The 23,361-nt window shown below is 69.5% G+C and carries 19 protein-coding genes and 1 pseudogene; 7 read left to right on the top strand and 13 right to left on the bottom strand.

Going from position 1 to position 23,361, the window contains the following annotated elements; genetic code table 11:
• Positions 1–257 precede the first annotated feature (257 nt).
• The 3 genes from ACN20J_RS05955 to ACN20J_RS05965 all read left to right on the top strand — a co-directional run bounded on the left by ACN20J_RS05955 (position 258) and on the right by ACN20J_RS05965 (position 4,667).
• Positions 258–1,403, top strand: a complete 1,146-nt coding sequence (locus tag ACN20J_RS05955) for a right-handed parallel beta-helix repeat-containing protein (RefSeq protein WP_246575121.1) — start codon at positions 258–260, stop codon at positions 1,401–1,403.
• 96 nt (positions 1,404–1,499) lie between these two features.
• Positions 1,500–2,927, top strand: a complete 1,428-nt coding sequence (locus ACN20J_RS05960) for a glycoside hydrolase family 43 protein (RefSeq protein WP_190228489.1) — start codon at positions 1,500–1,502, stop codon at positions 2,925–2,927.
• A 93-nt stretch (positions 2,928–3,020) separates the two neighbouring features.
• A complete protein-coding gene (locus ACN20J_RS05965) occupies positions 3,021–4,667 on the top strand; it encodes a carboxylesterase/lipase family protein (RefSeq protein ID WP_419665418.1) in 1,647 nt (548 codons plus the stop codon).
• Between the two features lie 97 nt (positions 4,668–4,764).
• On the opposite strand, the gene ACN20J_RS05970 is transcribed toward ACN20J_RS05965, so the two are convergent.
• Positions 4,765–5,667 (bottom strand): hypothetical protein, encoded by a 903-nt coding sequence (locus tag ACN20J_RS05970; RefSeq protein WP_246575067.1) that lies wholly within the window; start codon positions 5,665–5,667, stop codon positions 4,765–4,767.
• 314 nt (positions 5,668–5,981) lie between these two features.
• On the opposite strand from ACN20J_RS05970, the gene ACN20J_RS05975 reads away from it, so the two are divergent.
• Positions 5,982–7,625 carry a GMC oxidoreductase gene (locus ACN20J_RS05975; protein WP_189838866.1) on the top strand — a complete coding sequence of 548 codons (1,644 nt, stop codon included), beginning with the start codon at positions 5,982–5,984 and terminating at the stop codon, positions 7,623–7,625.
• Between the two features lie 80 nt (positions 7,626–7,705).
• On the opposite strand, the gene ACN20J_RS05980 is transcribed toward ACN20J_RS05975, so the two are convergent.
• The 7 genes from ACN20J_RS05980 to ACN20J_RS06010 all read right to left on the bottom strand — a co-directional run bounded on the left by ACN20J_RS05980 (position 7,706) and on the right by ACN20J_RS06010 (position 14,821).
• The gene (locus tag ACN20J_RS05980; RefSeq protein ID WP_190228492.1) at positions 7,706–8,185 is read right to left on the bottom strand and encodes a carboxymuconolactone decarboxylase family protein; all 480 of its coding nucleotides are present in this window, start codon (positions 8,183–8,185) and stop codon (positions 7,706–7,708) included.
• A gap of 122 nt (positions 8,186–8,307) precedes the next feature.
• On the bottom strand, positions 8,308–9,435 hold the full coding sequence (locus tag ACN20J_RS05985) for a dihydrodipicolinate reductase (protein WP_190228493.1): 1,128 nt from the start codon (positions 9,433–9,435) through the stop codon (positions 8,308–8,310).
• Positions 9,436–9,545: 110 nt separating this feature from the next.
• The gene (locus ACN20J_RS05990) at positions 9,546–10,463 is read right to left on the bottom strand and encodes a TIGR03619 family F420-dependent LLM class oxidoreductase (protein WP_419665419.1); all 918 of its coding nucleotides are present in this window, start codon (positions 10,461–10,463) and stop codon (positions 9,546–9,548) included.
• Between the two features lie 185 nt (positions 10,464–10,648).
• A complete protein-coding gene (locus tag ACN20J_RS05995) occupies positions 10,649–10,846 on the bottom strand; it encodes a hypothetical protein (RefSeq protein WP_361999357.1) in 198 nt (65 codons plus the stop codon).
• A 397-nt stretch (positions 10,847–11,243) separates the two neighbouring features.
• Positions 11,244–11,879, bottom strand: a complete 636-nt coding sequence (locus tag ACN20J_RS06000; protein WP_419665420.1) for a TetR/AcrR family transcriptional regulator — start codon at positions 11,877–11,879, stop codon at positions 11,244–11,246.
• Between the two features lie 69 nt (positions 11,880–11,948).
• Positions 11,949–12,410 carry a nuclear transport factor 2 family protein gene (locus ACN20J_RS06005; RefSeq protein WP_189838862.1) on the bottom strand — a complete coding sequence of 154 codons (462 nt, stop codon included), beginning with the start codon at positions 12,408–12,410 and terminating at the stop codon, positions 11,949–11,951.
• Positions 12,411–12,598: 188 nt separating this feature from the next.
• Positions 12,599–14,821, bottom strand: coding sequence for an MMPL family transporter (locus ACN20J_RS06010; RefSeq protein ID WP_419665421.1), 2,223 nt, complete (start codon positions 14,819–14,821; stop codon positions 12,599–12,601).
• Between the two features lie 212 nt (positions 14,822–15,033).
• On the opposite strand from ACN20J_RS06010, the gene ACN20J_RS06015 reads away from it, so the two are divergent.
• Positions 15,034–15,741 (top strand): response regulator transcription factor, encoded by a 708-nt coding sequence (locus ACN20J_RS06015; RefSeq protein ID WP_189838860.1) that lies wholly within the window; start codon positions 15,034–15,036, stop codon positions 15,739–15,741.
• Positions 15,735–17,126, top strand: coding sequence for a sensor histidine kinase (locus ACN20J_RS06020; protein WP_419665422.1), 1,392 nt, complete (start codon positions 15,735–15,737; stop codon positions 17,124–17,126). Before ACN20J_RS06015 ends, ACN20J_RS06020 begins: the two co-directional genes overlap by 7 nt.
• A gap of 76 nt (positions 17,127–17,202) precedes the next feature.
• Here ACN20J_RS06020 and ACN20J_RS06025 read toward each other — a convergent pair whose 3' ends face one another.
• On the bottom strand, positions 17,203–17,973 hold the full coding sequence (locus ACN20J_RS06025; RefSeq protein WP_419665423.1) for an SDR family NAD(P)-dependent oxidoreductase: 771 nt from the start codon (positions 17,971–17,973) through the stop codon (positions 17,203–17,205).
• A 123-nt stretch (positions 17,974–18,096) separates the two neighbouring features.
• Positions 18,097–19,617, bottom strand: coding sequence for a carboxylesterase/lipase family protein (locus ACN20J_RS06030; RefSeq protein ID WP_419665424.1), 1,521 nt, complete (start codon positions 19,615–19,617; stop codon positions 18,097–18,099).
• A gap of 181 nt (positions 19,618–19,798) precedes the next feature.
• Between ACN20J_RS06030 and ACN20J_RS06035 the strand changes: the two genes are divergently transcribed.
• Positions 19,799–21,157: an MFS transporter gene (locus tag ACN20J_RS06035; protein ID WP_189838856.1), complete on the top strand. Its 1,359-nt coding sequence runs from the start codon at positions 19,799–19,801 to the stop codon at positions 21,155–21,157.
• On the opposite strand, the pseudogene ACN20J_RS06040 reads toward ACN20J_RS06035, so the two are convergent.
• The 3 genes and pseudogenes from ACN20J_RS06040 to ACN20J_RS06050 all read right to left on the bottom strand — a co-directional run.
• Positions 21,158–21,472, bottom strand: a pseudogene (locus ACN20J_RS06040) (hypothetical protein); the annotation flags it as partial. It lies immediately after the preceding gene.
• Positions 21,473–21,672: 200 nt separating this feature from the next.
• The gene (locus ACN20J_RS06045; RefSeq protein WP_189838855.1) at positions 21,673–22,305 is read right to left on the bottom strand and encodes a hypothetical protein; all 633 of its coding nucleotides are present in this window, start codon (positions 22,303–22,305) and stop codon (positions 21,673–21,675) included.
• 126 nt (positions 22,306–22,431) lie between these two features.
• Positions 22,432–23,250 (bottom strand): class II aldolase/adducin family protein, encoded by an 819-nt coding sequence (locus ACN20J_RS06050; protein ID WP_419665425.1) that lies wholly within the window; start codon positions 23,248–23,250, stop codon positions 22,432–22,434.
• Positions 23,251–23,361 lie beyond the last annotated feature (111 nt).

Below are 23,361 nucleotides of genomic sequence, written 5' to 3' on the forward strand. Positions count from 1 at the left end.
CATGGGCACGGCGGGGCCAGAAGTGGCTGAGCATGTCGAAGTTATTGACGTGGTCACGACCGCACTCTACGTTCTGACCGGTTTACCGAACCATGTTCGGTATATCGATCCGCTCGTGGCGGGTGCGCACACCCCGGCAACCAACCCGGTGTGTGCGACCACTGACCCGCGACAACCTTCGGATCGGCAGACAAGGAGGCCTCGTGCGCATCGCGGGCATGCTCACCGGGACAGTGTTGAGTGCCGTGTTGGCGACGATGGTGCTACCGACCCCGGCAGCCGCGGCGTCGACCATCGTCGTGGCCGTCAACGGGAACGACTCGGCCGCCGGCACCCTCGACCAACCGCTGCGGACCATCCAGAAAGCCGTCGACAGGGCGAAGGCGGGCGACACCGTCCTTGTACGGGGCGGCACTTACGCCCTGACCGACAACATCACGATCACCACCTCGGGCACAGCGTCGCAGCCGATCTCCCTCGGCTCCTACCAGGGCGAGCGCGTCGTCATCGACGGCGAACAGCTGCCGGCCAGCCACACCCCGGTCGGCGGCAGCATCCCGCGGGCCGAGCGCGGGGCCGTCCACCAGGAGGCCTCCTACTGGAAGGTCTCCGGTCTGGAGATCGTCAACGGCCCGTACGGCTTCTACTGCGACGGCTGCAACAACAACGTGTTCTCCCGCCTCACCACGCACGACAACTACGAGTCCGGCTTCCAGCTCCAGGGCGCCTCCGCGGGCAACCAGATCCTGAACCTGGACAGTTACGGCAACCGTGACCCGCGCAAGAACGGCGAGAGCGCGGACGGGCTGGCCATCAAGGAGGGCAGCGGGAGCGGCAACGTCGTGCGGGGCGCGCGGCTGTGGAACAACGTCGACGACGGTTACGACGCCTGGAAGTTCACCTCACCGATCGTCGTCGAGAACACGATCGCGTACGGCAACGGCTTCAACCGGTGGAACTTCCCGGACTTCGCGGGCGACGGCAACGGCTTCAAGCTGGGCGGCGGGAGCCCGGCACCGGCGGTGGCCCACACCCTGCGCAACTCGCTCGCGTACCGGAACGCGGCGCACGGAGTCACCGACAACGGCAATCCGGGCGCGCTCGCCCTCAGCCGCACCACCACGTTCCGCAACACGGGCACGGGCTTCGACGCCGACGGCTCGGGCGGAAAGGCGGTCCTCACCGCCAACCTGTCCGTCGCGGACGCACGGGCCGCGGCACTCGGCTCCGGTACCACGTCCACGGGCAACTCCTGGAATCTGGGCGGAACTTGGGACGACTCGTCGGTCGTGAGCACGAACACGGGCGCCATCACGGGACCGCGTTCGTCCGACGGCTCCCTGCCGCCCGCCCGGGACCTGCTCGTCCCGAAGAACGGGACGGCCATCGGAGCCCGCTTCTGAACCACCCCGTGGGCCCCGGGACGGACGACCCCGGGGCCCACGGGACTGGCACATCCAGCAGCACCAGCAACACAGTCCGAACGAGGAGAGCCGCACATGATCACGCCAGACAACTCCCACAGACCCGCCACCGCCCCGGACGCGACCGGCGTCTCCCGCCCCTTCGCGCCCTCGCGTCGGAGCCTGCTGCGGGCGATGGCCGCCCTGCCGGTCTCGGCGCTCGTCGTGGGCGGGCTGCCCGGTCTGCTCGGCACGGCCTCCGCCGCCGCGCCGCCCCGCGGATCGGCCACCCGCTACACCATCGTGCCGTTCCTGAACAGCAACGACGGCACGGTGAACGTCTACCAGTCGGACGACGCGACGGACTTCCGGCTCCTCAAGGCGTCCGCGTACACGCCGCCCTCGGGCCGCATCCGCGACGCCAGCGTCTTCAAGCACACCGACGGCTACTACTACATCACCTACACCACGCACACCTGGCAGGACACCAGCACCACCATCGGCTTCGCCCGCAGCTCGGACCGCAGCAACTGGACCTTCCTGTACGACTACACCGTGCCGATCGCGAACCTGTCGCGCGCCTGGGCGCCGGAGTGGTTCGTCGACAGCGACGGCAGCGTGAACATCATCGTGTCCTGCTCGGTGACCAGCAACGAGTGGATCTTCACCCCGTATCTGCTCAAGGCCACCAACTCCGCACTCACCGGCTGGACTTCACCGGTGGCACTGTCCGGCATCGGCGCCAACCACATCGACACCTTCATCGTGAAGATCGGCTCGACGTACCACGCCTTCACGAAGAACGAGACGTCCAAGTACATCGAGTACGCCACGAGCACCGCGCTCGCCGGCCCGTACACGATCAGCAGGACGGGGAACTGGGCGGGCTGGGGCGGCACGCGCGAGGGCGCCGCGCTGATACAGCTCGACAACGGCGCGTGGCGGATCTTCTTCGACGGGTACGGCGACGGCAGTTACTACTACAGCGACAGCTACGACACCTTCGCCACCTGGAGCGCGCCGAAGGCACTGCCGAGCATCTCGGGGACGGCACGCCACTTCACGGTGCTCAAGGAGACGGTGTCCGGTGGTGTGACCCTGCCGACGGGCGTCACCCGCTACCTCCAGTCGGGCAACTTCACCACCCGCTACTGGCAGGAGCAGTCAGCCCTGCTCAACCTGCCCGTGCTGACCAGTTCCAGCACGACCGCGGAGAAGCAGGCGTCCACGTTCACGATCGTGGCGGGCCTCGCCGACGCGAACGGCTACTCGTTCCGCAACGCGGCCGGCAACTACCTGCGGCACTGGGACTTCCGGGGCCGCTTCGACGCCAACGACGGCTCGTCGACGTTCGCCAGGGACGCCACCTTCATCGCCCGCACCGGCACCTCCGTACGCCTGGAGTCGTACAACTACCCCGGCTACTACCTGCGCCACTACAACTACCAACTCCGCGTCGACCCGTCGAACGGCACCGACCTGTTCCGCCAGGACAGCTCGTTCGTGGCGGTGACGCCTTTCTGACGGGTCTGTTGAGCAGAACAGTCGCGTTGCCCGTCCTCCAGGGGCAACGGAGTATGTGGCCTCCCCGCTCCTTCCCGCCTCTCGGGAGGTTTCGTGCACTCCGTTGTCCTACGAGGGCTTGCGGCCCTGGTGAGCCTGCTCGCCCTGTTGAACGTCGTATCGGCCGTGCCCGCGTCCGCGGCCCCTCACTCCCTGACGGTCTCCACCGACAAAGGCGCTGTCGCGGGAACCGCGGCGGACGGAGTGAACCGGTTCCTCGGCATCCCGTACGCCGCCCCGCCGACCGGTGTCAGACGCTGGCAGCCGCCCGCACCGGCTTCCGCCTGGCCGGGCGTACGGCCGGCGACCTCCTACGGCTCGCGCTGCCCGCAGTCGGCCACCGGCAGCGGCAACAGCCCGGGCATGAGCGAGGACTGCCTCCATCTCAACGTCTTCACCCCCGAACACCGGACGAACCGCCCGTTGCCGGTGCTGTTCTGGATCCACGGCGGGGGCTTCGCCGGCGGTTCGGGTGACCTCTACGACGGCTCGCGGATCGCGAGGACCGAGAACGTCGTGGTCGTCACGATCAACTACCGGCTGGGCGTGTTCGGATTCCTCGACCTGCCCGGGCTGAGCCGGCAGGGCGCGGGCAACTACGGCCTGCTCGACCAACAGGCAGCGCTTCGCTGGACGCAGCGCAACATCCGCGCCTTCGGAGGGGACGCGGGCCGGGTGACGATCGCGGGCGAGTCGGCCGGCGGCCACTCCGTCTGTGCGCTGCTGGCCTCACCGCCGGCGCGCGGCCTGTTCGCCGGCGCGATCATCCAGAGCGGCGGCTGCCCGAGCCTCACGACCGCCCAGGCCCTCGCCAAGGGCAAGGACTACGCCACGGCCGCCGGGTGTTCCGACCCGGCGACGACCGTCGTGTCCTGCCTGCGAGCCAAGCCGACGAGCGAACTGCTGGGCGCGGGCGGCGGGTTCACCGGCGGCATCCTGACCGGTGTCCTGCCCGTGTCCGGAGTTCCCGAGCTGCCGCTCGCCCCGAGTGTCGCCGTACGGACCGGCCGGATCCACAACGTTCCCCTTCTCATCGGCAGCACCCGCGACGAAGTACGCCAATGGGCCCTGCCGTTCGCGAACGCGACCAGGGAGCAGTACGAGCGGGCGGTCAGGCTGGAGTTCGGCCCACGCTCGGCGGACGCCGTACTCGCGCACTACCCCTACAGCGCCTATGACCGCCCGTACGCCGGCACGTACGCCATCAGCGCGCTGTGGGACGACAGCAGCGTCTTCTACGGGCTGGGCGGCTGCCAGTACCAGAACCTCACGGCACAGTTCGCGGCTCGGCAGTCGAGGACGTACTTCTACCAGTTCGACGACCCGCACCCGCCCACCCTCGCAACGACTCCGCCCGGCTTCGACTCCGGAGCCCCGCACGCCGGCGAGCTCGGCTACCTGTGGCCCATGGAGACCTCGAAGTTGCAGACTCCGGAGCAACGGCAGCTGTCCACGGCGATGGTGGGCTACTGGGGCGCGTTCGTGAAGCACGCGAACCCCACGACCGCGGGACTGGCGGCCTGGCCGTCGTACCGCAGCGGCAAGTACATGTCTCTGCTGCCCGGTGACGACAGCCAGGCCCTGAAGTCCGAGGTGTACGCGGACCGTCACCAGTGTTCGTTCTGGAACAGCGTCAGCTACGACTGGCTCACCACCAACCCGGACCGCCTCGCCGCACAGGCAGGCGTTCCCACGTCCTGATGGCCGCCGGGCGTAGTTGTAGTTCAGAGGTCGATATCGCCCCCGGTGTTCCGGTGTTCCTGCGTTCCGGACCACCGGGGGCGATATGCCTACCGGCTCATCGCGATGTCAGGCCGGCGATCCGCCACAGGCCCTCGCCGCCGCCGCTTCCGGTGGTGTACGCGTCCCCGGACGCCGCCAGTGAGAAGCTGAAGCTGTTGATCCCGTTGATGTTGGTGACGTGGGACTGCACCCCGGTGGCGGCGTTCACCCGCTTCACCTCGCCGGCGACCAGGAAGTAGACCAGGCCGTCACCGCCGACCGAGATCGACGTGGGTTCGTAGGCCTGACTGGCCAGCACACGCGTCGCACCGGTGGTCACGTTCGTCTGCAGAATACGGCCGGTCATCATGTCCGCGGTGTAGGCGGCACCCGCCTTGTCGAACGCGATGCCGTAGGAGAAGCCCAGCCCCGTCGCCACCACGCGCGGTGTCCCGCCGTCCGGGACGGCGACGATCTCTCCCTTGCCGTCGGTGACATAGGTGGTGCTGCCGACGCGGGCCACGCCGAAGAGCGAGGGCAGACCGGCCGCCAGCGTACGGCGACTGCCCGTGGCAAGGTCGACCTGCTGAAGCATGCCGTCGAAGTTGGTGATGTACGCGCTGCCGCCGGCGACGGCCACTCCCCGGAGGTTGCCCAGACCGGTGGTGACCGTGGTGAGCGCTCCACTGGCCAGGTCGAGCTTGAGCAGATCGCCTCCCGAGTACGCCAGATACACGGCGCCGGCGTTGTCGGGGGCGATGGCGACCGGGGAGCCGGCCGCCGGCGCGATCCGCACGCAGTCCGTGGACGGGCAGTTGACGTCACCCGCCGCGGCAACTGCCGGAGCGGCGAGGGTCATTGTCGCGCCCGACGCCAGTAACGCGCCGAGGGCCAGCGCCACGCCCAGCGCGCGCCCGCGTCTGGTGAGCGAGCGGGCGGGACGGTCGAGCGGGAGTCGCGTCGCGGTGCCAGATCTCATCAGTTGAGTCCATCCGTTCATGTCCGTCGACGATGGGTGGGCCCACGGGATCGCCGCGGGCACTGCACTGGACACGTACCGGGGGCCCGGGGAGGTTCACCGAGGGGACCCGGACGTGCGGCGCGAACTCCGCCGGGCCAAGCGGGAGTTGGCCCTCCTCCGTGTCAACGCGTGTTCCAGTCATGCTCTGTCGTCGCGTGTTGCGCGTGATGCCCAATTTGTGATTGTTTGAAAGTTACCTCAGGGTATGGCGTGACTTCTTATGGGGGTGGCATTAGAACCCGTTTCACTCTATGGAGAGTGAGGAGCCGCGCATGAACGACGATCCCCCACGTGGGACGCGCCTTAGAGGCGTATCTCGTCGGAGATTCATCACTGGAACTGGTTCTCTTCTTGGGTCGGCGGCACTCGCCGGCCAGGCACTGCCGGCGCACGCCGCCACGACGGCCGCAGCCGCCGTCATCGAGCCGGGGGCGCATGTGCCCGCCCTCGTGATCGGCACCGGGTACGGCGGTTCCGTGGCCGCTCTGCGCCTGGCCCAGGCAGGTGTCGACGTCCACATGGTCGAGATGGGCATGGCCTGGGACACCCCCGGGTCGGACGGCAAGATCTTCGCCAACACGACGAGCCCCGACTACCGCTCCTACTGGCTGCGCACCAGGACGAAGCAGCCGCTCAGCAACTTCCTCGGCTTCCCCATCGACAAGGACGTCCCCCGCTACACCGGGATCCTGGACGCCGAGGAGATGGGCGGCATCATCGTCTACCAGGGCCGCGGCGTGGGCGGCGGCTCACTGGTCAACGGAGGGATGGCGGTCACCCCGAAGCGGGAGAACTTCGGCGCCGTCCTGCCGTCGGTCAACGCGGACGAGATGTACTCCGTCTACTACCCGCGCGCCAACTCCGGCCTCGGGGTCGGCACGGTCGACCCGACCTGGTTCGACACCGCCGACTGCTACCAGTACGCCCGGGTCGGCCGGAAGCACGCCCAGCGTTCGGGCTTCCCCTTCGTCTTCGTGCCCGACGTGTACGACTGGGACTACATGGAACAGGAGGCCGCCGGGACCGTACCGAAGTCCGCGCTCGCGGGTGAGATCCTCTATGGCAACAACTACGGCAAGAAGTCCCTGCAGAAGACCTATCTCGCCAGGGCCACGGCGACCGGCCGGGTCTCCATCTCACCGCTGCACAAGGTCACTTCGGTCGCTCCGGCGACGGGCGGCCGCTACACGGTCGTCATCGACCAGCTCGACACCGGCGGCAACACCACGGCCACCAAGACCGTCACCGCGGACCGGGTGTTCTTCGCGGCCGGCAGCGTCGGCACCAGCAAGCTGCTGGTCCAGCTCAAGGCCACGGGCGCGCTCCCGGGCCTCAACAGCGAGGTGGGCAAGGGCTGGGGCGACAACGGCAACGTCATGTGCGGCCGTGCCAACCACCTGTGGGACCCCACCGGTGCCGTGCAGTCGTCCATCCCGTGTTCCGGCATCGACAACTGGGCCGCGGGCGGCGCGTTCGCCGAGGTGGCGCCGCTGCCCACCGGCATCGAGACCTTCGCCTCGTTCTATCTGTCGATCACCAAGAACCCCAACCGCGCCCAGTTCTCGTGGAACGCGTCGGCGGGCAAGGCCGAACTCAACTGGCAGACCGCCTGGAAGCAGCCGTCCATCGACATGGCCAAGACGATCTTCGACAAGATCAACGCCAAGGAGGGGACGATCTACCGCACCGACCTCTTCGGCGCCTACAAGATCTGGGGCGACCACCTGACGTACCACCCGCTGGGTGGCGCGGTGCTCAACAAGGCGACGGACAACTACGGCCGCCTGCACGGACATCCAGGCCTGTACGTCATCGACGGCGCACTGATCCCGGGCAACACCAGCGTCAATCCGTTCGTCACCATCACGGCGCTCGCCGAACGCAACATCGAAAAGATCATCGCGACGGACCTGTAGCGGCGACCCGAGCGACCAGCGGGGGACGAGAGGGGACTGGATCGGGGCCGTCCGGACCTGCCGGGCGGCCCCGGTCCGGTTCAGTGCCCCGGCAGTACGCACATGGCGTCGAGTCCCAGGACGCGGTTGAGTCGTCCGAAGGCGAGCCAGGAGCCCAGGCTCATGGTCAGTTCGACGATCTCGGTCTGGCTGTAGTGCGCGGTCATCCGGTCCCAGAACTCCTCGTCCAGGCCATGGTGGTCCAGGGCGTAGCGGTCGGCGTATTCGGCGGCCAGGCGGGTGCGGTCGTCGAAGGCGTCGGTCGTCCGCCAGTGCTCGACGGCGTCGGGGAAGTCGTCCTCGACCTTGTGGCCGTCCCGCTCGGTCCGCCAGTCGAGGCAGAAGAGGCAGCCGTTGATCTGTGCGATCCGAAGCCGCGCGGCCTCGAACTCCCGCAGTCCCAGGGTCGTATGGGCGTAGACGGCCAGCGAGAAGTTCGCGGCGGCGGGCCCGATGCCGGGGACCATGTCGCCCCACACGTACTCGATCGGGTTCTTGCCCTCGGGGATGTCGACGTTCATCCGGGACTCCTTCGTCCACGTTCCCGGCCTCGGCCGGGGCCGCAGGCGCGTCCTTGGGGTGCCGACAGGGAGTGTCGGCGTCGATGTCACTTGGGTCACTTGGTTCCGAGTGCTCCGAACGGTCAGGGTGCCCCGAGCGGGGAGGGCGCTACGAGCGGCGAAGGTGCTCCGAGTGATGCAGGCGCGCCGAGTCTGCCGACCGCCGGGCGCAGCGGGACGTCGAGGGCGTCGTAGAGTCCGGGTTCCGCGTCGACGAGCCAGTCGATGGCTCCGACGAGACGGCCGACGGCGGTGGCGTTCCCGCCGGCGGAGCGGTTGTCGCCCTCGTCGGTGGCCTCGACGGTGATCTCGATGCGCGGGCGGCCCTCGATGATCACGCGGTGTGCTCCGTCGCCGTTGGGCGGTGACGGCCAGTCCGGGGCGCAGCTCGGGTGGATGCGGGTGATGTGCTCGATGACCAGGCGGGGTTCGCCCTTCACGATGCCCTGCACCTCGAAGCGCACGGCGCCCTGTGTGCCGGCCTCGAAGTCACCCATGGTCCGGGTGGTCACCGTGGTGTCGAGCGCGCGTCGCTCCAAGGTCTCGCGGATCTCGTCGAGTTCGACGTCGAGGGCCCTGGCCATCAGCCGTATCTGGCCTCCCCACACCATGGTCGGGATCGAGGGCGCGAGCATCAGCGGCTGGTAGTCCATGGGGTGACCCATGCCGATCAGATGCCTGACCGACTCCTCCTGCTCGTACGTGGAGTAGTCGAAGATCTCCTGGCAGCGGACGGCGTCCACGACGGTGCCGAGTCCGCTCATGAGCAGGGGCAGTACGTCGTTGCCCCAGCCGGGGTCGACGCCGGACACGAACAGCGACCCGCCACCGTCCGCGATCGCCGCGAGCACGGGGTCGCGGAACTCGGGCGGGGCGTTGCGCTGGTCATAGAGGGGATACAACGAAGGAGTGACGACCACCGCACCCGCCCGGATCGCCGCGCCGATGTCGGTCAGTGCGTCGTCGGGCCGGATGTCGCCCGACGCCGCATACACCACCGCCCCCGGCCCCGCTGCCAGCACCGCGGCGACATCGTCCGTCGCCGCGACACCCAGAACCCGGTCCAGGCCCGCGAGTTCACCCGCGTCACGGCCGACCTTCCCGGGACTGTGAACCAGTACCGCCGTGAGATCGAGCGCCGGATGCGCGTCGACCGCACGGATCGCCGCACGGCCGACATTTCCGGTTCCCCAGACCACCGTGGAAATCATGCGCGGAGCGTAACCTGACGAGTCGTCAGTTTCCATACCCTTGCGCCACCTTGCACCGGCCTACCGCGGCGAGACCGCGGAGGGCCGTCCGACAGTGACAACAGGCCTCCCTAGCCCTTGCTCAACTGCTCGTGGAATCGGTGTGCCAGGTCCGTCAGCTCCTCGGCGCTGTGCGCGGTCTGCTGCAGGTCGATGAGGACCTCGTCGACCCCTGCCGCATGGGCGGCGAGCAGGTAGTCCGACACCTGCTGGACCGTCCCCCGGTGCGGAACGGCCTCGCTCGGCGCGGCCTCGGCCGTCACCACGGGGTTCACCCGCACGACGGTGCGCAGGGCGTCGGGGTCACGTCCGTTGGCCTCGGCGATCTGCCGGATCTCGCTGATGACGTACGCCAGTTGGGGCACCGGCAGCCCGACTCCCGCCCAGCCGTCCGCGCGACGACCGATACGTTCCAGAGTGGCCGGAGTGAAGCCGCCCAGGAGCACCGGCGGACGGGGACGCTGTACGGGGAGCGTCTCGATGTGCGCACTCGGGATCGTCCACAGAGCCCCCTTGTACTCGTCCGACGAACCCGACCAGACGTGATCCAGGACGTCCAGGATCTCCTCCATCCGTGCCCCGCGTCCCCGCCACGGCACACCGATGGCCTCGTACTCGTCGGACGACCAGCCGAGCCCGAACCCGATGTCTAGCCGCCCCTCGCTGAGGACGTCGACGGACGTCAGCGAACGGGCCAGCAGGAGCGGGGAGTAGAAGGGCGCGTTGAGCGTGCTGGTCCCGAGGCGCAGCCGTCGGGTGGCGTGCGCCAGGAAGGACAGGGTGACGACGGGGTCCAGGAAGTTGCGGTACTCCTCCGGTACGGGGCCGCCGCCGGGGTACTGGTCACGGGGCTCCGTCGGCACTAGGGCCCGGTCGCCCACCCACAGGCTGTCGAAGCCGATCTCTTCGACGGCGGAGGCGAACCCGGAGATCGTGCCGGGGTCGGTGAACGAGCCGTACTGGGGAGAGCCCAGGCCGATTTTGAGCATGTCTGTCACCTGTTCGAGGAGGTTGTGAGGTTCGTTCCCGGATCACCGTGCGGGACACGGATCGACGCTCGATCCCACGGCGCGTGAACGCGGGGCCGGCCCAACGAACGGACACCCTCAGCGCTACGCCGCTTCCCACCGCAGGCGATCACTCACCTCGTACACGTGCCACGCCGCGAAGGGGTTCACTTCGGCCCGGTCCGAACTCGGCGCGGTGACGGATCCATACCCAGCTCGGCCACCACGGCCTGGCGGACCGCGGCGCAGACCGCCAGGGCCTCCGCCGCCCGACTGTATGTCTGCAGCGGGCTGCCGAGATCCACCTCACGCCCGTCGTGGCGCCCACTCAGCGGCCCCAGCAGCCCGAACTCGTACCCATCCACCGCCGTTACCCCTCGCCGGAGTCCGGCGGCCCGAACGGGCACGTCAGACGGCTGCCGGGCCGCACGACGGACCGCGGAAGCCGGTCCGGCGGCGACAGTCGTCCGGAGTGGCTGTGGTCATGGCCGTTCGTGCGGCGCGAGGGGCGCGCGTCAGCGGCGGCGCAGAATCATGACGACAGCGATGATGACAATGATCACGACGATGGTACCCAGACCTATGTACACGATCTTCTCTTTCCTTCGAGGACGGGCACCCATCGGTGCCGCAGAGAGCCGAGTGCCCCTGTCGGGGCCTTTCAGCCCGCTCGTCGCCTTTCTCTTCTCCCAGCGCGCACTGGACTCCGGCATGCTCGCGGGCGCGACGAAGGAGTGACCGTCTCCGAGCTCTCCGTCCGCTCTACGAACTTCGTGCCGACCCGTCCTGATCCGGGTGGCGGGCCAGGGACGCGAGGACGATCTCGCGCGCCGCACGGACCGTGGCCGCGAACGCGGACGGGTCCCGGCCGATGCGCTCGGCTCCCGCGCGCATGGCGCCGGACAGCAGCTCCACCGTGAGGTGTACGTCGCCGATGTCGCGGAACTCCCCGCGCGCGATGCCGTCGCGGACGACGCTCTCCACCTCGACCACGATCGCGTGGAACGGGTTGTCCTGGCCCTTCGGCAGTTCGGCGACCAGCGGGCCGGAGCCCGGCCGGAACATCGGCCCCATGGCCTGGTCCATGGGCGCCTCCATGATCGCCTCGATGATCTCCCGCATCCGCTCCGCGGCCGGGTCCGCGGACCGCGCGGCGATCGCGGCCACCCGCTCGACCAGGGGTCGGCTCGCCCGCTCGGTCAGCGCCAGAACCAGGGCTCTCTTGTCGCGGGCGTAGTTGTACAGCGTGTTGCGCGCGAGGCCGGCCCGGGCCGCGATGTGGCCCATGTTGATCGAGTCGTAGTCGCGTTCGAGCAGCAACTGCCGTGTCGCCTCGGCGAGATCGGCCCACACCATCTCATGGTGTTCCTCGATGCTGGCTCCCCGGATACGCGGCATCCGGTCATTCTCCTTCCCCTGCGGCTTCCCTGTCGCCCGGGGGCGACCTCGGCCCCACCGCCGGTGTGCCTACTCGGAGGGCAGGGTGGCGCTCGCCAGGTGCGCGTTCTCCTGGTACGTCGCGGTGAGCTTCACGCGGTCGAGACGCCAGCCGTCCGCCGTGCGCACCGCCTCGTTGTCGTAGAAGCCGACCACCAGCCAGCGGTTGGACCCGCCGTCGACCAGCTCGTCCGGGAGCCAGTGCTCGGCACGGACGTGCGCGTGGATCGTCGCGCGGTCGCCGTCGATGTCGACGACGTGGCCCGTGATCGCATGGTGGGTCGCCGCGAAGGGTGCGAAGGCGCCCCGGAGGATCTCGGTGTACGCGTCAAGCGGCGTTTCCATCGGGGCCATGCCGGTGACCGACTCGAAGTCGAGCGTGAGCGGGTCGGTGAAGACCAGACGGGGCAGCTCTGTGAACTCCTTCTTGTCCGCGATGTCGGCATAGAGACCGAGCAGTTGGATGATGTCGGCGCGATCGTTGGCGTTCATGAGAAGAGCCCTTTCCACCAGCACTACGGCGACGCTCCTTACGCGACAACCTGTCGTAAACATTACGACAGGTTGTCGCAAAAATCGAGCCGGGAGATCCCGCACGGGCACCTCCAAGGCCGGGCCGTTAGTTCGCCTGAGGTAGGGGCCGTACCCGCGGATCGGCAGGTACGGCCCCTACCCATGCCCTACGACCGCGAGGCGAGAAGGTCTCGGTCGGCTTCCGCCGGACACGCCTGCTGACGGGTCAGCTTCTCGCCCTCGACATCGACGTGCGGCAGCACTCGGTGCAGGAAACCCGGCAGCCACCAGGCCGCGTGTTGCAGCACGGACATCGCGGCCGGCACCAGACACATCCGGACGACGAACGCGTCGAGCAGGACGCCGACCGCCAGGGCCAGACCCATGCCCTTCGTGATCTGCATGTCCGCGAAGACGAAGGACCCGAAGACACTCACCATGATGACCGCCGCCGCGGTGACCACCTTCGAGCCGTGGCCGAAGCCGTCCACCATGGCCGCCACCGGGCTCTTGCCGCGCGCGTACTCCTCGCGCATCCGGGAGACGAGGAAGACCTCGTAGTCCATGGCCAGTCCGAACAGGATGCCGATCAGGAGGATGGGCAGGAAGCTGATCACCGTCGGGCTCGCCTGGGTGCCAAGTACCGAGGAGAACCAACCCCATTGGAGGACGGCGACCAGGACGCCCAGCGAGCCGCCGAGCGACAGCAGGAAGCCCACCGCGGCCTTCAGCGGCACGGCGATCGAGCGGAACACCAGGGTCAGCAGGAGGACCGCGAGACCCATGACAACCAGGCAGTAGACGGGCAGCGCGTCGGTGAGCTTCGCGGCGACGTCGAGGTTCACGGCGGTGGACCCGGTGACGTTGATCTCCGTGGCCGTGGACTTCTCCAGTTCGTCGCGTGCGCCGCGGATGTCGTGCAGCAGTTGCTCGGTGCGCTCGGATTCGGGACCGCTCTGCGGTACGACGCCGACCATGGCCGCGTTGCCCGTGCCGCTGAGCCTGGCGGGAGCCACCGAGGCGACGTCGGGCAGCTCCGCCGCCGTCCGAGCGATCTCCTTGGCCGCCGACTCGGTCGCCTTACGTCCGTCACCCTCGACCAGGATGACCAACGTGCCGCCGTAGCCGGGGCCGAAGGCCTCGTCGGTCATCTTCTGGGCACGTACGGCCTCCGCGTTCGTGCTGGGCAAGGACAGTCCGAGCCGCAGATCGGCGGCCGGCACCGCCAGCACTCCAAGGCCGACCACACCCAGCAGCAGGACGGCCCAGCGGCGCCGGTCCATCAGCCGCGCCCAGCGGATGCCCACGCCGACCGCGCCGGACCGCTGCTTGTCCAGAGCGCGATGCGCGGACCTGCGCAGCGCCGGGATCCGGCTGAAGGCGATACGCGGGCCGAGGAGCCCCAGCACGGCGGGCAGCAGGGTGAGCGCCAGCACCACCGCGACGACAACGGTGAGGGCGGCGCCGAGTCCCATGATGGCGAGGAACGGGATCCGTACGACGGTCAGGGCGGCGAGCGCGATGACCACCGTCGCTCCGGCGAACAGCACGGCCGAGCCCGCGGTACCCACGGCGAGGCCCGCGGACTCCTCCGGGTCCATGCCGTCCCTGACCTGCGTCTGGTGCCTGGAGACGATGAACAGCGCGTAGTCCACACCGACGGCCAGGCCCAGCATCAGGGCGAGCATCAGCGCGGTGCTGTCCATGTCGACGACGCTGGTGAGCGTCAGCAGGGCCAGGACGCCCAGCGCCACACCCACCATGGCCATGGCGAGCGGGACGACGGCGGCGCGCAGCGAGCGGAACACCAGGATCAGGACGATCAGCGTGATGAGGACGCCGACCGCTTCTCCGGCGCCACCAGCGGCCGACTCCACGGGATCGAACGCCCGGCCACCCAGGGCCACTGTCAGCCCATCGGTCCGCGCCTGATCCGCCGCCGCCTCGATCACCTTGACCGAGACCGCGCTGATCTCGTCGGACTTCTCGGTGGTGAAGGTGACTTCGGCTATGCCGGTACGGCCGTCACGGGAGACGTTCCCCGCCTTGGCCGAGGGAGTGGTCACGGACTCCACGCCGGGCGTCTTCGCGATCCGGGCGGTGGCCGTGCGGATCGCCTCGCCCTCCGGACCCGCCGTCACCGTAGTGCCCTGCGCCGCGCGGAAGACGATCTGCCCGGTGATGCCGTCACTGCCCGACGGGAACTCCTTGCCGAGGACGTCGGACGCCCGCTGGGCCTCGGTGCCCGGAATGCTCGTGGAGGAGGTGAACGGCTTCATCAGGGTGACGGCCGCCGCACCCAGGGCGCACAGCACGACGAGCCAGCCGATGATCACCGTCCATTTGCGCCGGTAGGAGAACCTCCCCAGGCGGTACAGGAACGTGGACAAGAGAACTCCCAGGAAGTGAAAGCGCAGACAGGAGGGCCCGTCGCACGGTGAGAAGCCGCGGGGCCCGATCAACCGCGACGCTATGAGCCGTCCCGGCCCGTGAAAGCGGTTCCGCCCCGTACGCGCCTCTTCTCACACGGAACTCCCATGGAACGCACCCGAATCGTCGGGCACCCTTGATCACGTACGGCACGCAGGGAAAGGCCTCACCGATGAACGACCAGGAACCGCGGGTGCGGGGACGCCTGCTGGTGGTCGACGACGAACCGGCGATCGTGGACACCGTCGCCCGGTTCCTGCGGTTCGTCGGGTACGAGGTGCGCACCGCCGCCACCGGCCGCGAAGCACTGGCCCTGGCACGGGAGTTCCTGCCCGACCTGGTCCTGCTCGACATCATGCTGCCGGACAGCGACGGCTTCGAGGTCCTGAGCCGCCTGCGCGCGGACGGTCTGCCGGTCGCCGTGGTCTTCCTCACCGCCCGCGACACGCGCAAGGACCTCGTACGAGGGCTCACCGCAGGCGGTGACGACTACATCACCAAGCCCTTCGGCCTCGACGAGGTCGCAGCCCGCGTCGGCGCCGTCCTGCGCCGCACCCGGGCGCACCGCCCCGACGACCCCTCGGTCCAGGTCGCGGACCTGAGCCTCAACACCCTGACCCACGAGGTGCGCCGGGCCGGTGCCGTCATCGACCTCTCCCCCACGGAGTTCCGGCTCCTGCGGTATCTGATGCTGCACCAGGGCAAGGTGATCACCCGTGCCCGGCTCCTGGAGCACGTGTGGTCGTACGACTTCAACGGCGACGACACCGTGGTGGCCACCTACATCAGTTATCTCCGCCGCAAGGTCGACAGCCACGGGGAGCGGCTGATCCACACGCACCGCGGTGTCGGCTACAGCCTCAGGGCCGCGGAGTGCTGAGGGCCCGTTGGTGGCGGAACCGGCCGCTGCGCACTCGGATCAGCATCCTTCTCATCGTCCTCTTCAACGGCGTGCTGACGGTCACGAGCATCGTGACGTTCTCCGCGCTGCGGTCCTCGCTGTACGAGGAACTCGACCACCGGCTGACCACGACGACCGCGGGCATGGCCACCGCCGATTCCGCGGGTGTCGAGATCGCGGGCAAGGACTCCACCGGTTACGGGTGGCTCAGGTTCGGCGGTGATCTGTACATCGCCCTCCTCAGCGACGACGAACGCCCCCGCGGCCCGGGCCCGCGCTTCCCGGACCCGCCGCCTCCCGCCGACACGCCCGTGACCGTACCGGCGGCCGGGTCGACCAGCACCACGGAGTACCGGCTCGCCGTCGCGCGGCTCGCGGACGGGCGGACTGTCGTGGCCGCAGTCGACACCGCCGCGACCGAGGCCGCGGTCCGCCGGGCCGTCCTGGTGGTCGTCGCCGTCCAGTTGCTCGCCGATGTCGTCCTGGCCGTGCTGGGTGTCCTGGTCGTACGGCGCTCGCTGCGCCCGCTGGAGGATGCCGCACGCACCGCGGACCGTGTCGCCGCGGGCGATTTCGCCCCGCGTCTGGTCGACGCCCGCATCGGACCGAAGACCGAGGTGGGCCGGCTCGCCGGCGCCCTCAACCGGATGCTGGACCAGATCCACACCGCCCTCGCCGCCCGAGACGCCTCGGAGGAGCGGCTGCGCCTGTTCGTCGCGGACGCCTCGCACGAACTGCGCACCCCTCTGCAGTCCATACGCGGCTACGGCGAGCTCTACCAACAAGGCGCCCTGCCCGACAACCGGGCGGTCGACGAGGCGGTGGAGCGCATGCTGGCCGAGGTGCACCGGATGACACGCCTCGTCGAATCGCTGCTCATGCTGGCCCGCTTCGACGAGGACGACCCGAACGAACTGGAACCCGTGGACCTCGGCCGGGTGGTCACCGAGTCCTGCCGCGACGCGGCGGCCGTCGAGCCGGCCCGCCCCTGGACGGTCACGGTGGCGTCCGAGGTGACGGTACGCGGAGACGAAGCCCAACTGCGCGGAGTCGTGGCCAACCTGCTGGCCAACGTACGTATGCACACACCGGCGGACGTGACCTGCTCGGTGGAGCTGTCGGTGGCGGAGGGCCGCGCCGTGCTGAAGGTGGCCGACGATGGTCCCGGCATCCCGGCCGAGGCGCTCCCCCACGTCTTCGACCGCTTCTACCGCGCCGACAGGAGCAGGAGCCGGGCCCGCGGCGGCAGCGGCCTCGGGCTGTCCATCGTCGCGGCCGTAGCCGACCTGCACGGCGGAACCGTCCGCGTCGACAGCCCGCCCGGCGGAGGAACCCTGGTCGAACTGACCCTTCCGGTCCTGTGACCGGCGCCCCGGCCGCGCGACGGACGACGAACAAGGGACTCCAACGGACGGCTACGGAAACCAGGAGGCGGCTCGCTCAGGCGCGCATCGTGGTGCCGCCGTCGACGGACAGGATCTGACCGGTGATCCACTCCGACAGGTCGGACAGCAGGAACGCCACGGTGGCACCGATGTCCTGAGGCCTGCCGTGCCGCGGTGCAGGTGTCGTCGTGAGGATCATGTCGCGGAACTCCTCGGGGAGGTTCAGCTTCGTCGCCTCCGTCATCACCAGGCCCGGCGCGACCCCGTTGGCGCGTATGCCGTCCTTGCCGTACTTGCGCGCGACATGCCGGGTCAGTGCGCCGATCCCGGCCTTCGTAACCGAGTACGCGACCTTGTCCGCCATGCCGCCGTAGGCGGCGCCGGACAGGGTGTTCACCACGGATCCGCCGCCGCCCTCGATCATGTGGGGCAGGGCGTGCTTGAGGGTCAGCAGATAGCCCGTCAGGTTGACGTCGATCGTGCGCTGCCAGGCCGCCAGGTCGATGTCGACGACGTTCGTGTCCTTGGCGACCTCCTCCGGGTGGATGTTGGCGGCCACGTTGAAGAGTCCGTCGATCCGCCCGTACTCCTTCATCGCCCGGTCGATCTGGCTCTTGACCTGCTCCTCGTCCGAGATGTCGACGACCATGGCGACGCCTTCTCCCCCGGCGTCCCGAACGGCCCGCAGCGTGGCTTCGGCCGAGGCCTCGACGACGTCGACGTCGAGGACCTGATGCTGGCCTTCCCCATGGCGGCCGGAGCGATGGCGGACAACGACGTCGTCCACCGCGAGCAGTTGAACGACCGCGTCCGCGCGATGCTTCACCGGGCGCTGTTCATCGACAGGGGCCCGGTCGCCTGACAGCTGCACGCCCGCACTTCAGGCCCGCGACCGCGACGGCCCGCCCGTCGAACGACGCGGAGTACCGCGCGACTACGCGCTACCCCGTTACGGCGTCACCAGCGGCAGCGCGGAGAACGTGTGCTGCTCCCACAGTCGGCGGGAGGCCTCCTCGGGGTAGGTGGCCGTGGTCGGTTCGGTGTCGAGCAGGTGGACGAGGCGCCGCTCGGTGTCGTACGGGGACCAGCCCGGGTCGCCCGTCCTGGCGAACGCGGTCCAGGCGGCGCGGACATGGGCGGACAGCGCCTCGGTCTCGGGGGAGAGTTCGGGGCCGATCAGCAGGCCGCCGAGTCCGCCGGGGACGCCGAAGGCCAGGGGCACGTCCAAGCCGTGACAGGCGCCGAGGGCACCGCCGTCGGCCGGGGCGGGCCAGGTGAGTTCGTAAAGATGGGCCTGGCCTCCGCCGGCGGTCTGAGCCTCGGCCAAGTGCAGCGAGGGCATGCGGAACAGCCAGTCGGACTGGACGAGTTCGAAGAGGTACTCCGCGGAGGCGTCGGGGAACGCGGCGCGGTAGGACCGCTCGGCGTCCGGTGTCGGTCCGAAGAAACCGAGGGCCATCGACGCGAGGCCCTCGTCGACCCGGCCGAGCAGTCCGCCGAGCAGGAGGAAGAGCCGGTACTCGTCACGGTTGTGCCCGGCGATCAGTTCGACGTTCCGCGCGGTGCCGTTCGCCAGCGCCTCCCACGGCGTGGTGGGCAGGACGTCACCGTCGACGACGGGTGAGAACGGGGTCGGGGTGAGCGCGACCGGGCCCCAACGGTCTACGTACTCGCGCATCCTGGCGGTCAGCGCAGCGCCTGCCTCGGGCAGCTTGCGCGGGCCCACGGCGGACAGGTCGGCGACCGTCGGGCGCAGTCCCAGCTCACCCGCGACGACCTCGGCGATGTCGGCGGCCAGCTCGTTCGAGAAGAACGTGCCCGGCACGCTCTGTGCGATGGCCCGCCGGAACAGGCCCCGCGCCCGGGGCATGGACATCAGCGCGGCGATCGACCCGGCGCCCGCCGACTCACCGAAGACAGTGACCTGGTCGGGTTCGCCACCGAAGGCGGTGATGTTGTCGCGCACCCATTCAAGGGCGGCGACCTGGTCGAGCAGACCACGATTGGCGGGCGCCCCCTCGATCTGGAGGAACCCCTCGATGCCGACGCGGTAGTTGAGGGTGACCACGACCAGTCCGCCGTCGCGGGCCAGGCGGTTGCCGTCGTAGGCGGGATCGTCGGCGGAGCCGAACTTGTAGGCACCGCCGTAGATCCACACCATCACCGGGCGGCGGGCCGCCGGATCGGCGTCCGGCGTCCAGACGTTGACGGTCAGCCAGTCGTCACCGGGCGGAGGGCCGTCGGCCGGAGCGGGCTCGGGGCCGAACGGCTCCTGCGGGGGCGGCGGGCCGAACGCGAACGCGTCCCGGACCCCGTCCCGGCGGTCCACCGGCCGCGGCGCCGCGAAGCGTGCCTCGCCCACCGGGGGTTGGGCGTACGGGATGCCACGGAAGACCGCCAAGCCGCCCTCGCGGCGGCCACGGACCGTACCGACCGCGGTCGTGGCTTGGGGAAACTCGTCATTGCTCATGATCACTCCTCAACCGGGCCACCGCTCGACGGCCGCCCCGCACACGGGAACACCTCGCGCCGCACCATTGACACTCGCCCACCCCGACCCGAGACTCACAGCCAACATCAGTGAATCATATTTCACCTGACGAACACCCCGTTCGTGTTCCAAAGGTTCCATCACATCTCCAAGGACGAAGATGAACTCCTCCCACTCGTCTGCCGCATCCCGTTCCCCACACACGTTCCGCACGGTCTTCCCCGTCCTGGCCCTGTGCTGGCTGGCCGTGTTCTTCGACGGCATGGACGTCAACATCTACGGCGCCGTCATGCCCCACATGCTCGACGACAGCGGACTCGGGCTGACTCCGGCCACGGCCGGCACCATCGGCAGCTGGACCACGTTCGGCATGCTCATCGGCGCCCTCACCGCCGGGAACCTCACCGACTGGCTCGGCCGACGGCTCATGCTCGTCACCAGTGTGACGCTGTTCTCCCTCGGCTCCGCGATCTGCGCCGTGGCTCCGGGCGTCGGCCTCTTCGGGGCCGGCCGTTTCGTCGCCGGCCTCGGCCTCGGCGGGCTCATGCCGCTGTGCCTGGCCATGGTCATGGAGTTCGCGCCGCCGCGCCGGGCCGCGCTGACCACCGGGCTGCTGATGACCTCGTACCACTTCGGGGGCATGGCGGCGACCGGGCTCGGGCTGACTCTGGCCCCGGCCGCGGGCTGGCGCTGGGTGTTCTGGGCGGGCGTGCTCCCGGCCCTGGTCGCCGTACCGCTGCTGCTGAAGCTGCTGCCGGAGTCGCCGGGCGTGCTGCTGGCGCACGGCGAGCGCGCCAAGGCCGACGCCGTCGCCGACCGGTACGGGCTCCCCCGGCCCACCGAGGTCGCCGCTCCGGCCGCCGGTGCGGCGGGTCGCCTCGCCGCCATCCGGGCGCTGTTCCGCCCGGAGTCCCGCTGGGCGACCCCGCTGCTGTGGCTGGCCTCCTTCAGCGGACTGCTTCTCGTGTACGGCGTGAGCACCTGGCTGCCGCAGATGATGCGGGCCTCCGGCTACGGGCTGAACTCGTCCATCAGCTTCCTGATGGTGATCAACGCGGGCGGCATCGTCGGCCTGCTGATCGCCGGACGCGCCGCCGACAGGTTCGGCGCGGTACGGGTGTCGGCGATCTGGTTCGTGCTGACGGCCGCCGGAGCCCTGCTGCTCAAGTCCCAACTGCCGCTCGGCGTCACGTACGCCGTGGTCGCCGTGACCGGTGTGTTCCTGTTCAGCGCACAGGTCATGGTCTACGCCGCCACCAACACCGTCTACCGCGACAGCGAACGCGCGGCAGGCCTCGGCTGGGTCACCGGTATCGGCCGCACCGGCGCCGTCGTCGGTCCCTGGCTGATCGGCGTACTCGCCACCAACGGCAACCAGAGCTGGGGCTTCACCACCTTCGCGCTGGCCGGACTGGTCGGCGCCGTCGCGATCGCCCTCGTACCCCTTGCCCGGCGCATCGGCCGAAGCGACGCCCCGGCCGCCCCCGCGCCCGTCGCGGCCACGGTCGGCCTCAGCTGATCAACCGCCGCACACCCTTCGATACGACGCATCGGGTACGTACGTCTGCCACTGGGCCCTCGTCAGGTCGGCGTCGCCGGTGCGGGCGCAGATCCGGGTGATGGCCCGGGCGGGGTCGACGGTGTAGCTCTGGAGCGGGACCTGGGCACCGGCCGCGTGGAGGGTGGCGCTGTCGGTGCTGAAGGCGAGGGAGTCGATGGCGTCGCCCGGGGTGGTCAGGGGGCCGCCGAGAGGTTGCCGCGTGGCGGTGCCCCAGAGTTGGAGCGTGCCGGCGTCACCACCGACGGCGAGGGTGCGGCCGTCGGGGCCGACAGGGCTGGCCGTCGCCGCTCTGCGCTCCGACAGGGACCTCGCCCCGCTCGTGAAGAAGGGTGAGTTCGCCGTGGTCAGCGCCAATTACTCGCTCGACACCGGTCGGGCGGAAGTCCTGTCCGGCACGCCTTCGGCCTGACGGCCCGACCGGCCTCCCTGGCCGTGCGGCGGCACGGCCAGGGAGGCCGGTCGGGCCGTCAGCACTAGCCGATGTTGAAATCGAGATTGGTCACGTACCAGGCGTCGTCGATCTTGGTGGACTCCATGTTGACGTCCAGCTGCCCTTCCTCCACCCCGGTGGAGTGAGACAGGATGATCTTGTCGAGGGTCTTCCCTTCGACCGTGACCTTCTCCGCGGGGACCACCGCCTTGTCACCGGTGGGCTGGACGGAGGCGACTTCCACCTTCGGGTTGTCCGTGGGCGGCTTGGGCATGAACGACGTACGCATCTCTCCGAGGTTGTCCTGCATCTGCCGGACCTCGGGATCGTCGCCGTTGCACCTCTCGGCGGTGCCGGCCCGGGCGGGCGACGAATCGGTGGCCGGCTCCCCCATCAGCAGGCACGCCTGCTTCGGCTCGCCCTTGATGACCGCGGTGACCCACGCGGCAACCGCCTCTTCGGCTGTGGACCGGCCGCCGGCCGAGGGCTGCGTCGACGAACCGTCCTTCTGCTTCCCCTTGTTCGCGTTCTCCGCGTCGGCCGCGGACGAGCTGCTCGCGGTCGGCTCCTTGTCCGCGGCGGGGTCCGAATCGCTGGAGCACCCCGTGACACCCGCGACCATCACCGCAAGCGTGCCTCCGGCGATCCAGCCGACGGTCCTTTTCCTGTGGCTCACTAACACCGTTCCGGCAGTCCTTTCACTGGACGCACATGCGCCTCGTCGGCACCTCGAGACATCTCACGTCTCGGTGCCTTATCGAACATGGAGACGAGTTGGGCAGCGGAACGGTTCGCCTTCGGGTCAGTCCTTGTACTCGGGGGCGACGCGCTCGACCAGCCGGAGCAGTGCCGTCCAGGCGAGTTCGTATCCCATGTCGTCCTGGAGATCCGAACTGTCGTCCTCGCCCGTGAGTTGACGTGCCGTCAGTTCACAGATGTCGGAGCTGGGGATGACGAGCCCGGTGCCCGCGGCGGTGGCCGCGGTCTGGATCTCGCACGCCTTGTCCAGGTAGTACATGCGCAGGAACGCCTGGGCGGGGGTCTCGCCGACGGTGAGCAGCCCGTGGTTGCGCAGGATCATCGCGGGGTGACCGCCGAGGTCGGCGACGAGACGCTGCTGTTCGGCGAGGTTGAGGGCGACGCCCTCGTAGTCGTGATAGCCGAGCCTGTCGTAGAACTCCATGGAGATCTGGTTGAGCGGGAGCAGCCCGTGTTCCTGGGCCGCGACGGCACACCCGGCCTTGGTGTGGGTGTGCAGCACGCAGTGGGCGTCGGACCGGGCGGCGTGGATGGCGCTGTGGATGACGAAGCCGGCGGGGTTGACCGGGTGCTGGGATTCCTCGACGGGGTGGCCGGTCAGGTCGATCTTGACGAGGTTCGACGCGGTGATCTCCTCGAAGAGGAGGCCGTACGGGTTGATCAGAAAGTGCTGCTCCGGGCCCGGGAGCCGGACGGAGATGTGCGTGAAGATCAGGTCGGTCATCCTGAAGTGCGCCACGAGCCGGTAGACCGCGGCGAGTTCGCGGCGCAGACGCAGTTCCTCGGCGGACGCGATCGGGCCGGTGGTGGCACCGGCGGTGCGGTCGGCGGTGCCGTCGGGACGCAGGGACAGCTCGGTCATGTGGGTCTCTCCTTCCGGCGTGGGCCGGTGACCTGGGAGTGGGGGTGCTCTGGGAGTGACACGACGCTATCGGCGTACGCCCCGGCGCCGAAGTGGCGGTTCTATCCAAAA

Origin of the sequence: Streptomyces sp. 2-1 (assembly GCF_048564895.1) — a bacterium.
GTDB lineage: Bacteria > Actinomycetota > Actinomycetes > Streptomycetales > Streptomycetaceae > Streptomyces > Streptomyces phaeochromogenes.